Raw genomic sequence first — 11,740 nt, forward strand, 5'->3', positions numbered from 1 at the left:
TCAGTGTTCAGTGGCCGATTTTGAGAACACGAGCAGCGCGATCACCAGGCCGGCGCCCAGTGTGATGGCAATATCGGCGACGTTGAAGATCGGCCAGTGAAACCCAGCGTAATGGAGGTGGATGAAATCAACCACGTACCCCAGGTACAGGCGATCGACCAGGTTGCCCAGGGCCCCGGCCAGGATCAGAGCCACCCCCAAGGCGAGCCAGGGCTGCGACGCCCCGATACGGCGCAGCCAGTAGATCAGGTAGACCCCCACGGCGGCAGCGATGCCGGCAAGCAGCCAGCGCTGCCAGCCGCCGGCGTCGCCGAGCAGGCTGAACGCCGCCCCGGGGTTGTAGCCGAGCGTGAGACTGAGCACGGGCAGCAATTCGACCGACTCGTAAGGTCGCAGCGCCGCTTGGGCCCACGCCTTGGAGGCCTGATCCAGGGCCGCGATGGCGACGGCGAGCAGAAGCCAGAGCCGGTAGCCCATCCCACCCCCGTCAGGCCGTGGCCCGGCGCTCACCGGCCCCGGCCACGTTCTCGACGCAGCGCCCACACAGCTGCGGGTGCTCATCACTGGCGCCGATATCGGGACGACGATGCCAGCAACGCGGGCACTTGTCGTGGCCGGAGGCGGCCACCACGATGCGCACCTCGGTGCCATCCTCCAGGGCGGCGCTGGCGGCACCGGCCGGAGCCTCGGCGACGTCGTGGATGCGTGCCGCCGAAGTGATCAGCACGAAGCGCAGCTCATCGCCCAGCGGGGCGAGCTCCGCAGCGAGCGCCTCGGGGACGTAGAGGTCCACCTCGGCATCCAGATTGGCGCCGATCACCTTCTCGTTACGCAGCCGCTCCAGCTCGCGGCTGACCACCGTGCGCACTTCCATGACCCGCTCCCAGAACGAGGCCTCGCGCGACTCGTTGTCCAGCGGGAAGAGCCCATCGTACCACTCCGCCGTGAACACCGGCTCGCGGCGATCGCCGGGCAGATGCCCCCAGATTTCGTCGGCGGTGAAGGAGAGGATCGGCGCCAGCCAGCGCACCAAGGCCTCGGCGATGTGGTACATAGCCGTCTGGCCGGAGCGCCGGGCGCGGCTGTCCGCCGGCGTGGTGTACAGACGGTCCTTGAGCACATCGAGATAGAAGCCACCCATGTCCACCACGCAGAAGTTATGCAGCAGGTGGTAGATGCGGTGCAGCTCGTAGCGGTCATAGGCGGCGACGATCCGCTCCTGCAGTTCCCGGGCCCGCGCCACCGCCCAACGGTCCAGGGGCAGCATCTGCTCCGCGGCCAGAGCATCACGCCCGGGCTCGAAGCCGTGCAGATTGCCGAGCAGGAACCGGGCAGTGTTGCGCATGCGACGGTAGGCATCAGCGGTGCGCTGCAGGATATTGTCGGAGACAGCGATCTCGCCGCTGTAATCCGCCGAGGCCACCCACAGGCGCAGGATATCGGCGCCGAGGCGGTCCATCACGTCCTGCGGGGCCACCACGTTGCCGCGCGACTTGGACATCTTGTGCCCCTGCTCATCCACGGTGAATCCGTGGGTGAGCACGCCACGGTAGGGCGCCGAACGGCGGATTGCCGCCGAGGAGAGCAACGAAGACTGGAACCAGCCGCGGTGCTGATCCGAGCCCTCCAGATAGAGATCCGCCGGCACCTGCAGGCCGTCGCGCTGATCCAGCACGGTGGCGTGGGTCACCCCGGAGTCGAACCAGACGTCCAGGATGTCGGTGACCTTCTCGTACTCGGCGGCCTCGTCACCGAGCAGCTCCGCGGGATCCAGGTCCCACCAGGCTTCCAGTCCCTCGCGCTCCATGCGCTCGGCGACCGCTTCCATGTGCTGAGGCGTCTGCGGATGCGGTTCGCCGCTGCGGCGATGGATGAACACGGCGATGGGCACGCCCCAGTGGCGCTGCCGGGAGATACACCAGTCCGGACGCCCGCGGACCATGGCGTCGATGCGCGCCTGGCCCCACTCCGGCATCCAGCGCACGCCCTGGATCCCGGCCAGAGCGCACTCGCGCATGCCGTGACGATCCAGATCGATGAACCACTGCGGCGTGGCCCGAAAGATCACCGGGGTCTTGTGCCGCCAGCAGTGGGGGTAGCTGTGCCGGTACTTCTCGTGGTGCAGCAGCGCCCCGCCGGCCTCGAGCACCTCGACGACCCGGGGATTGGCATCCAAGACATTCAGCCCGCCGAAGTGCTCGGTATCCTCGAAGAAGCAGCCGGCGCCGTCGACCGGATTGGTCACCTCCAGAGCGTAGCGCTGCCCGACTTCGAAGTCCTCCTGGCCGTGCCCCGGCGCCGTGTGCACGCAACCGGTACCCCCGTCGGTGGTCACATGCCCGCCGAGAACCACCGGGACTTCGCGCTCAAGGAAGGGGTGGCGCAGGGTCAGTCCCTCCAGATCCGCCCCGCGGCAGCGGCCCACCACCTCGTGGCGGCCGATGCCGGCCCGCGCCAGGGTCGACTCGGCCAAATCGGCGGCCAGGATGAGCCGCTCGCTGTGATCCAGGGCGACCACCAGGTACTCCAGCTCGGGATGCACCGCCACCGCCCGGTTGGCCGGTAGCGTCCAGGGCGTGGTGGTCCAGATCACCACCGAGGCCGTTCCCGCCTGGGCACCCTCGCCCTCGAGCAGGACGCGCTGCTGCAGCGCCATCTCGTCCGCCACAGCGAAGCGCACATCCACCGCCGGCGAGGTGCGCTCCTCGTACTCCACCTCGGCCTCGGCCAGGGCCGAGCCGCAGTCGGCACACCAGTGCACCGGCTTGAACCCCTGGGTAACGTGCCCGCCCTCGAAGATCCGGGCCAGGGCCCGCAGGATGCCGGCCTCGGTGGCGTAATCCATGGTCAGATAGGGGCGCTCCCAGTCGCCGAGCACGCCCAGGCGCTTGAAGTCCTGGCGCTGTCCGTCCACCTGCTCGGCAGCGAACGCCCGGCAGCGCTCACGAAACTGCGCGTAACTCAGGTCTACGCCGGGCTTGCCAGCCTCCTCCTCGACCTTGTGCTCGATCGGCAGGCCGTGGCAGTCCCACCCGGGGATGTACGGCGCGTCATACCCGTCCAGGGTGCGCGCCTTGACGATGATATCCTTGAGGATCTTGTTGACCGCGTGGCCGATATGGATATCGCCGTTGGCGTAGGGCGGACCGTCGTGCAGGATAAACCGCTCGCGCCCCGACCGCGCACGCCGGATGGCGCCGTAGAGGTCCTCTTCCTCCCAGCGCTGCAGGCGCTGCGGCTCACGCTCGGCCAGACGCGCCCGCATCGGGAATTCGGTGTGGGGAAGGTTGAGGGTGTGCTTGTACTCGCTCACGTCGCCGCCTCGCCTAATGGTGTTCTTGACCGAGCACGCGCCGCGCCGCGCGTACATCCTCGCCGATTTGTCTCGCCAGCGCATCGAGCCCGTCGAAGTGCTCCTCGCCCCGGAGCCGGGCCACCGGCTCGACGCAGAGGTGGCGGCCGTAGAGGTCGCCGTCGAAATCGATCAGGTGAGCCTCGAAAACCAAGCGCCGCCCCCCCACCGTGGGGCGCACGCCGACACTGATTGCCGTCGGCCACGGGCGTTCGGCAGCCCCCCGGGCCCACCCGGCGTAGATACCGTCGAGCGGGATGCGCTCCGGTGACAGCCGTAGATTGGCCGTCGGCCAGCCGAGCTTCCGGCCCATGGCATCACCGTGGACCACACGCCCCTGCACGCAATAGGGATGTCCGAGCAGCTCGGCCGCATCGGCGAAGCGCCCCTGGGTAACGGCCTGACGGATGCGGGTGCTGCTCACCCGCTCCCCGGAGCGCACCACCGTGTCCATGGGTGCCACCTCGTAGCCCCGCTCGCGGCCAACGCGCCGAAGCATGTCCAGATCTCCCCGGCGCTGGCGACCGAACCGGAAATCGTCGCCGACTAGGACGTATCCGGCACCCAGGCGCTCACCGAGCAACTCGCCGGCAAAGGCCTCGGCCTCCACCGCCGCCAGATGCTGATCGAAGCGCAGGCAGAGCACCGCATCCACACCGGTCTCGGCGAGCCGGCGCACCTTCTCGCGCAGCCCGGTCAAACGCGCCGGCGCCCGCGCCGGGGCCAGGCGCTCCATGGGGTGCGGCTCAAAGGTGACCACGACGGCCGGCCGACCACGCCGCGCCGCCTCCCGGCGCAGGCGCTCGATCATGGCCCGGTGCCCGCGGTGGACCCCATCGAAGTTGCCGATGGTGATCGCCGCGCCGCGGTGACGGGCCCGGACGTTATGCAATCCCCGGATGAGTTCCATGGCCCCTGAGAAAAGGATCAAGTGTACTAGCCCGGCAACAGCCTCGGCTAGCCGCCCGGCTCACCGGCCGCCTCCGGTTCGCGGAACTGCCGCGGCCGGACACCCAGGGCGTAGAGCGCAGCGAAGTAGACGGCCCCGCCGGCAGCCACGACACCGGTCAGCGCCAGCACGCGCGCCACAACGCCGGCCTCCAGCCACGCCTCCAGGCGCAGCGCGGGGTAGAGCAGGACCGCCACCATCAGTGACGTGGCCACGGCCACCTGCACCGTCAGGCGCAGCCAGCCGCTGCCCCCCCGGTAGACCCGCCGGCGAACCAGGCCGGTGAACAACAGCGCCGAATTGACGGTCGCCGAGGCCGCCGTGGCGGCGGCCAGAGCCACGTGGCCGAAGGGCGTCTCGTGCAGGGCCCAGACCGCGCTCACTGAGAGGACCAGGTTGACCGCCACGGCGGCCACCGCGCAGTAGACCGGGGTCTTCATGTCTTCCCGGGAAAAGTATCCCGGCGTCAGCACCTTGACCAGGACGAATCCGAAAAGACCCAGGCTGTAGGCGGCCAGAGACCAGGAAGCGGCGACCACATCGTCCGCGCCGAAGGCACCGTACTGAAACAGGGTAGCCAGAATCGGCCCGGCGAGCACGATCAGCCCGGCCGTGGCCGGCGCCACCACCAGCAGCACCAGACGCAGCCCCCAGTCCAGCGTGCGCGAGAAGCGCTCCGGCTCACTGCCGGCGTGCTCGGCCGAGAGCCGCGGCAGCAGCACGGTTCCCAGCGCGATGCCGAACACCCCCAGCGGGAACTCCACCAGGCGGTCCGAGAAGTAAAGCCAGCTGACACTGCCGGTGATCAGGAAGGAGGCGAGGATGGTGTCCACCAGCAGGTTGACCTGCATCACCGAGGAGCCGATCACCGCCGGTCCCATCAGCCGGGCCACCCGCCGCACCCCGGGGTGGCGCAGCGACGGCCGAGGCCAGACCAGCAGCCCCTCCCGGTAGAGAAACGGCAGCTGCAGCAGCAGCTGCAGGACACCGGCCACCGCCACGGCCACCGCCAGGGCCATGATCGGCTCTTCGAACCACGGCGTGGCCCACAGCGCGGCCCCGATCATCGCAGCGTTCAGCAACACCGGCGCAAAGGCGAAGGAGGCGAACCGGTTGCAGGTATGCAGCACGGCCCCGGCGCACGCGACCAGGGATATGAATAGAATGTAGGGGAAGGTCACCCGCAGCAGGTCCACGGTCAGCGCGAAGCGCTCCGGATCGTCGCTGAAACCGGGGGCGAAGACACTGACCACCGCCGGCGCCGCCACCATGCCGAGGGCCGTGACCAACGCCAATGCCGCCCCGAGGGTGCCGGCGCTGTAGGCGATCAGGGCGCGGACTTCGCGGTGCGTGCTGTGCGTGCGATAGTCGGTGAGCACCGGGACAAACGCCTGCGAAAACGCCCCTTCGGCGGTAATCCGCCGCATGAAATTGGGGATTTTGAAGGCGACAATAAACGAGTCCGTCTGCGCCCCCGAGCCGAACACCCCGGCGATGATCACATCCCGGGCCAAACCGAGGATCCGCGAAACCAGGGTCAGGGAGCCGAACGTGAAGATGTGGCGAAACAGACCGGTAACCACGCAGGGAACGCCTCCTCGGCACACAGCAAACAGCGACGGCGCTGATGATACAGCGCCCGGTCAAGGGGATACGACCATCCGTGGCTGACCCGGGCTACCTGAGGTGCCGGCACGGGGCAGCGGGGCCCGAGGTGCTTGTCGGCGGCGACTGGACCCTGGCCCACTACCGCACCGTGCTCCGGCAAGTGGAGCAGACGCGGCTGGACGGCGAACCGCGGGTCGATCTCGGCGCACTGGAACGACTGGACACCGCCGGCGCGACCCTACTGGCCCGCCTGCTCGGGCCGGAACGTGTCGAAGCGCTGGCGCGCACGGCACCCGAGCTCTCCGCCGAGCGACGCAACCTGCTCCAGGCCGTGGCGGCAGCTAGCGAGCGTGCCCGCGCCACCCCGGAACCGACCCGTGAACCCTACTTCTTCGGGCGCCTGACGATCGGCCTGGGGGCACAAATCAGCCATGCGGGCCAACAATTGGCCCGGGCCATCGCCTTTACCGGTCTGGTCCTCGCCGCCTTCGCCGCCAGCGCCCTGCGCCCCTGGCGCTGGCGCCCGGCCGCGGTCTCGCGCCAGCTCCAGCATACGGCGCTGGAGGCGCTGCCCATCGTCGCCCTGCTGACCTTCGCCGTCGGGGCGGTGATTGCGGTTCTCGGAATCACCGTGCTGGGGCGCTTCGGTGCCGGCATCTTCACTGTGGACCTGGTGGCGTATGCGTTCTTGCGCGAGTTCGGCGTCGTGCTCACCGCGATCCTCCTCGCCGGACGCTCGGCCAGCGCCTTTACGGCCCAGATCGGCTCGATGAAGGCCAACGAGGAGATCGATGCCATGCGCGCCCAGGGGCTCAGCCCCATCGAGATGCTGGTCATCCCGCGGGTTGTCGCGCTGCTGATTGCCGTGCCGGTCCTCTCCTTCGTGGCGGTGGTCTGTGGCTTGGCTGGCGGTGGGCTGGTCACCCTGCTCAACGTCGACGTCCCCGCGGGGCGGATCATCTCGCTCTACAGCGACATCTCGCTGCGCCACTACCTTGCCGGACTGGCCAAGGCGCCGGTTTTCGCCTTCGTGATCGCCATCATCGGCTGCCTGGAAGGACTCAAGTGCAGTGCCAGCGCGCAGTCGGTGGGCACGCACACCACCTCGGCGGTGGTGCAGTCGATCTTCTGGGTCATCATCCTCAACGCCGTGGCCGCCCTCATCTATGTGGAGATAGGATGGTGAGCGCCAGCACCACCGATCCTCACCCGGCGATCCGGGTCCGCGGCCTAGTCACCCGACTCGGCGGGCAGACCATCCACGACGGGCTGGATCTGGACGTGCACCGGGGCGAGATCCTCGGCCTAGTCGGCGGCTCGGGCAGCGGCAAGTCGGTCCTGCTGCGCACGCTCATCGGACTGTTGCGCCCGGCCGCCGGCCAGATCCGGATCCACGACCAATCCGTCGACGCCCTCCGACAAGGGGGCGGGCTGGAGCGGCGCATCGGCGTACTGTTCCAGCACGGCGCCCTTTACTCGTCGCTGACCATCACCGAGAACGTCGCGCTGGCCCTGATCGAACACGCCGGGCTAACCCGCGCCGAGGCCGAAGACCTGGCCCGGGTCAAGCTGGCGCTCACCGGCCTCGACCCGGCGGCCGGCCCGCGCTACCCCGCCGAACTCTCCGGCGGGATGGTCAAGCGGGCTGCCCTTGCCCGCGCCCTGTCGCTCTGCCCGGACGTCCTGTTCCTGGACGAGCCCACCGCCGGCCTGGATCCGATCAGTGCCGGCGGCTTCGACCGATTGCTGGTCACCCTGCGGGACGCGCTGAACCTGACGGTCTTCCTGGTCACCCACGACCTGGATACGCTCTATGCCACCTGTGACCGCGTTGCGGTGCTCGCCCACCAGCGGGTTCTGGCCACGGGCACGCTTGAGCAAGTGAGCGCCATCGACGACGATTGGGTGCGGGCCTATTTCCATGGCGCGCGGGGGCGCGCCGCCCGCAGCACGCAGGAGAACCGCTGAATGGAGACCCGGGCGCGGCATTTCTGGATCGGGCTGGCCACCCTGGCCCTGATCGTGGGCGTCATCCTCTTCGGGGTCTGGCTCACCGACTCCGATCTCCACGGTGAACGGCAGCGCTTCGAGATCGTCTTCGAAGAGGATGTCAGCGGCCTGACCACGCGCAGCCCGGTGAAGTTCAACGGGATCAACGTCGGCGAGATCGACCACCTGACCCTCGACCCCGACGACCCGCGGCGGGTGATCGCCCGCATCACGGTGGGGGGCGACACCCCGGTCCGCAGCGACACCCGGGCCCAGATCGGCAGCTCGAGCCTGTTCGCCGGCGGTGCCCACATCCGGCTCAAGCCCGGCGATGCCGACGCTCCGCCGCTTGAACCACCGGATCGGGGAATGGCGCGGATCGAGACGGAGCCCTCGCCCATGGCCCGTCTGCGCCAGGACAGCGACCAACTGCTGGCCGGCATCAACGACCTGGTCGAGACCGCCAATCAGCTGCTCTCTCCGGAGAACATCGAGACCCTGAGCGCCACCCTCAAACACCTTGAGCGGACCAGCGGGACGGTCGCCTCGCGCAGCGACGACCTGGGCCGGGGCATCACCGCCCTGGCCGATGGCGGCGAGCAGCTTCAGGAGACCCTGAGCGAGGCGCAACAAATGCTTGAGGAGATCCGCGCGCTGCTTGACGGCCCGGGCCGCGAGATCCTACGCAGCACCGCGCGCGCGGCCGAGGCGCTCGAGGGAAGCAGCAGCGAGGCGCAGGAGCTGTTCCGCGACAACCGCGAGGCTGTCGAACGCGGCCTGCAGAGCCTGCAGGACCTGGAACCGTTGAGCGAAGAGCTGCAGCAAACCCTGGGCGCCCTGCGCGGCCTGCTCCGACGCCTGGGACAGGACCCCGGCGGGCAACTGCTGCGCCGTGAGCAGATGGAGGAGTACCAGCCGTGAAAACGCCCCGCCGCCCCGGCCTGCTGCTGACGCTGCTGGCAGCCGCGACGCTGAGCGCCTGCACCCTGCTGCCCGACCCCGAGACCTACACCGCCTATCGCCTGCCGCCGCCCGATGCGGACGCACCGTCGCCGGCTGGTCGCGAGGTGGACTGGACGCTGCGTGTGGCCGCTCCCGGCAGCAGTGACCTGCTGGCCGGTAACCGGATCGCCGTCGCTACCGGCGAACACCGCATGAGCGCCTTTAGCGGCGCGCGCTGGGTCTCGCCGCTGCCCCGGCTCTGGCAGGAGCACCTCATCGACACCTTCCGGAGCGACGGCCGTGTCCGGCACCTGAGCGCCGACGGCGACCGCCTCGCCGCGGACCTGGAACTGCGCACCACCCTGCGCGACTTCCAGCTGGATGCCCGTGATGAGACACCACGAGCGCGGGTGGTGGTGGATGCCCGTCTGGTGGACGTCGGGCAACGGCGGATCATCGACGCCGAGCGATTTTCGGCCACTGAGGAGGCACCGGCCCGTGACGTCGATGCGGCTGTTGCCGCCCTGGGAGCCGCCAATCGAAGCGTCGGCAGCGAACTGTTGGCCTGGACGCTGGCCACCGCTGCCGGGGAGTAACCCGGCGCGCTTGACAGCGATCACGCCAGCAGGCATATTTACGCGCTTTGCAGGGTCCGCTATGACAGCTTAGGACCCCGTCTCCGAGGATCGCAAGCGAGCAGGAGTACAACCGTGGCGAATATCGCGAGCGCCAAGAAGCGTGCCCGTCAGGCCGAAGAACGCCGGCTGCGCAACAAGTCGCGCCGCAGCGAGATGCGCACCTCGATGAAGAAAGTTCTCAAGGCGGTCAAGACCGGGGACCACGATCAGGCTCAGCAGGCCTACCGCAGTGCCGTGCGAGTCATCGATCGTTCGGCGAATCGCGGGATCATCCACAAGAACAAGGCCGCGCGCCACAAGTCCCGGCTTAACGCCAAGGTGCGTGGCCTCGCCGGCTGAACCGGGCAACCGGAACGCGCAGCATCCCAAGCGGGCGCCCTCAAGGCGCCCGTTTTGCGTTGTGCCCCCCCCCATCCGTGGCCGTCACCAGAACAGCCCGCCTGTGGCAGCTGGCAGATCGACATCGAAGATCTCGACCCAGTCCATGCCGCGGATGTGCGCCACCCGCCCCACGCTGATCTCGCTGACCGCCGTCCCGTCCGGTGGCCAAGCGCCGAACAGGTAATCCTCGAACAGCAGTCCGCGCAGGCCCGGCTCCTGGACCAGGAAGACCCCGTGGAGCCGGCCGTCCTCGGCTGCCTCGCGGGCCACCAGCTCCACCGTTGTCCCGGCCGGCAGCACGACCACGGGCGGCACCAGGCAACCGTGACCCCGGCAAGCCGTGGTGTAGGGCAGAAAACGGGCACTGTGACCGTCGTAGCCGGCACTGTCGAAGATGGCCACCGGGGCGTCGAGACGCATCAGGCGCTGGTGATCGCCGCCAACGGACAACCCCGGCGTCCCCTGGCGCGGCCCCACGGCCTTACCGCCCCCGGCTTCGCGCACGGCCGTTACCGCCTCTTCGGCCATACCACGCGACTCGGCCAACCGGGCATGGGTCAGCGCCGTAGCGCCGAGCGCATCCACGGCCCGCGGATCGGCCCCTCGCGCCAGCAGGGCGGCCAGGGTCGCCTCGTTGCCGGCCTGGGCGGCGAAGATTAGCGGTGTCCGGCCGTTGCGATCGGTCTGCTCCAGGCCGGCGCCGGCATCGAGGAGCGCCTCGACAGTCTTCGCCTCCGCCCGGGCCGCCGCTGCATGAATGGCGGCAAAATCGTGACGGTCGCCGCTGGACGGGGCAACGCCGGCCTCGAGCAGGGTCCGGACCACAGCGCCCCGATCCGCGTCGCGCTCCAGCCCGGCCTGCTCGTCCCCCGGCGAGACGTAGCCTACCGCGGCGTGCCAGAGCGCATCGGCGCCGTGCTCGTCGACGGCGCTGGCATCAGCCCCCGCAGCCAAGAGGTCTGCCACCACCTCGTCATACCCAAGGCGTGCCGCCTCCATCAGGAGCGTACGGCCCTCGGCATCGCCACCGCGGACCGTCACGTCGGGATCCACCCCTTCGCCGAGCAGCTCGGCGACCTGATCGGCATCCCCGTGGAGCGCCGCCGCCACCAGGGCCGCAGTCCCGTCCCCGTGCAGCTGCGCACCTCGGCGCAGCAGTAGAGCCGCAGCCCGCGGGCTGGATTCGGCGGCGATATCCGCCAGGGAGAGGAAGTCATCGCCATCCTGCCAAGCGAGATCCACTGGCAACCCGCGGTCGAGCATCCAGGCCAGGGTCTCGACATCGCCCGCGCGCACGACCCCGATCAGGGCCCAGGGGGCGGCCGGTCGCTCGCTGACCTCGCGCAGCTGCGCTGCGACCCGGGGGTAGCGGGCGGCCGATGCCATCGACAGCGCGGTCGCACCATCGGCATCCTGACGATCCGGTTCCGCCCCGGCAGCCAGCAACGCCTCCACTGTGCGCGGATCACCGCTGCGGGCGGCCAGCATCAACGGTGTCCGCCGATCCCCGTCAACGGGATCCACCGCTACCCCGGCTGACAGCAGCGCCGCCACCGCCTCGGTGTGCCCACCCGCGGCCGCCTCGTGCAGGGGCACCCGCCCGCCGTCGTCGCGGAGCTCGAGATCCGCCCCGTCCGAGCGTTCGATGAGCAGCTCCACCACCCCCGCCTCGCCGTTGAGGGCGGCGTAGTGCAAGAGTCCGCGCCCGGATCCGTCGGTTGCCTGCACATCGGCAGCACCGTCCAGGGCCCGCTCCAGGGTGGCGGCATCGCCGTCACGCGCCGCGTTGAAGGCCTCCTGCTGCGCCGGTGACAGCGGCCAGGCGCCACAAGCGGCGAGCAAGCCGCCGAGCAGACATCCGGTCGCCAACGGCACCAAGAC

10 protein-coding genes are annotated in these 11,740 nt (G+C 69.6%); 5 read left to right on the forward strand and 5 right to left on the reverse strand.

Annotated elements, in window-relative coordinates:
- From lspA to murJ, 4 genes are read right to left on the reverse strand one after another with little or no spacing between them, the layout of a single operon-like run.
- The gene (gene lspA / locus CCR79_RS09875; protein WP_201171657.1) at nucleotides 1-477 is read right to left on the reverse strand and encodes a signal peptidase II; all 477 of its coding nucleotides are present in this window, start codon (nucleotides 475-477) and stop codon (nucleotides 1-3) included.
- A gap of 10 nt (nucleotides 478-487) precedes the next feature.
- Nucleotides 488-3,313 (reverse strand): isoleucine--tRNA ligase, encoded by a 2,826-nt coding sequence (ileS, locus tag CCR79_RS09880; RefSeq protein WP_201171660.1) that lies wholly within the window; start codon nucleotides 3,311-3,313, stop codon nucleotides 488-490.
- A gap of 13 nt (nucleotides 3,314-3,326) precedes the next feature.
- On the reverse strand, nucleotides 3,327-4,262 hold the full coding sequence (locus CCR79_RS09885; protein ID WP_201171663.1) for a bifunctional riboflavin kinase/FAD synthetase: 936 nt from the start codon (nucleotides 4,260-4,262) through the stop codon (nucleotides 3,327-3,329).
- A gap of 47 nt (nucleotides 4,263-4,309) precedes the next feature.
- A complete protein-coding gene (gene murJ / locus CCR79_RS09890; RefSeq protein ID WP_201171666.1) occupies nucleotides 4,310-5,884 on the reverse strand; it encodes a murein biosynthesis integral membrane protein MurJ in 1,575 nt (524 codons plus the stop codon).
- Between the two features lie 80 nt (nucleotides 5,885-5,964).
- On the opposite strand from murJ, the gene CCR79_RS09895 reads away from it, so the two are divergent.
- The 5 genes from CCR79_RS09895 (at nucleotide 5,965) to rpsT (ending at nucleotide 9,817) form a co-directional block, all read left to right on the forward strand.
- A complete protein-coding gene (locus tag CCR79_RS09895) occupies nucleotides 5,965-7,095 on the forward strand; it encodes an MlaE family ABC transporter permease (protein ID WP_238632672.1) in 1,131 nt (376 codons plus the stop codon).
- Entirely contained in the window at nucleotides 7,089-7,877 is a 789-nt protein-coding gene (locus tag CCR79_RS09900; protein ID WP_201171670.1) for an ABC transporter ATP-binding protein, read from the forward strand. Before CCR79_RS09895 ends, CCR79_RS09900 begins: the two co-directional genes overlap by 7 nt.
- Nucleotides 7,878-8,819, forward strand: coding sequence for an MlaD family protein (locus tag CCR79_RS09905; protein ID WP_201171671.1), 942 nt, complete (start codon nucleotides 7,878-7,880; stop codon nucleotides 8,817-8,819). It abuts the gene before it with no gap.
- Entirely contained in the window at nucleotides 8,816-9,436 is a 621-nt protein-coding gene (locus CCR79_RS09910) for an ABC-type transport auxiliary lipoprotein family protein (RefSeq protein WP_201171672.1), read from the forward strand. Before CCR79_RS09905 ends, CCR79_RS09910 begins: the two co-directional genes overlap by 4 nt.
- Before the next feature lie 114 nt (nucleotides 9,437-9,550).
- Nucleotides 9,551-9,817, forward strand: a complete 267-nt coding sequence (gene rpsT / locus CCR79_RS09915) for a 30S ribosomal protein S20 (RefSeq protein ID WP_201171673.1) — start codon at nucleotides 9,551-9,553, stop codon at nucleotides 9,815-9,817.
- Nucleotides 9,818-9,901: 84 nt separating this feature from the next.
- On the opposite strand, the gene CCR79_RS09920 is transcribed toward rpsT, so the two are convergent.
- Complete coding sequence (locus CCR79_RS09920; protein WP_207190355.1) at nucleotides 9,902-11,728, reverse strand: ankyrin repeat domain-containing protein; 1,827 nt, start codon at nucleotides 11,726-11,728, stop codon at nucleotides 9,902-9,904.
- Nucleotides 11,729-11,740: the final 12 nt, after the last annotated feature.

The sequence above is a fragment of the Halorhodospira halophila genome (genome assembly GCF_016653405.1).
GTDB classification, from domain to species: domain Bacteria; phylum Pseudomonadota; class Gammaproteobacteria; order Nitrococcales; family Halorhodospiraceae; genus Halorhodospira; species Halorhodospira halophila_A.

Excerpts from the sequence above, each read along its gene's own strand:
- lspA (WP_201171657.1), bottom strand. The coding sequence starts at position 477 with ATGGGCTACCGGCTCTGGCTTCTGCTCGCCGTCGCCATCGCGGCCCTG.
- CCR79_RS09885 (WP_201171663.1), bottom strand. The coding sequence starts at position 4,262 with ATGGAACTCATCCGGGGATTGCATAACGTCCGGGCCCGTCACCGCGGC.
- CCR79_RS09900 (WP_201171670.1), top strand. The coding sequence starts at position 7,089 with ATGGTGAGCGCCAGCACCACCGATCCTCACCCGGCGATCCGGGTCCGC.
- CCR79_RS09905 (WP_201171671.1), top strand. The coding sequence starts at position 7,878 with ATGGAGACCCGGGCGCGGCATTTCTGGATCGGGCTGGCCACCCTGGCC.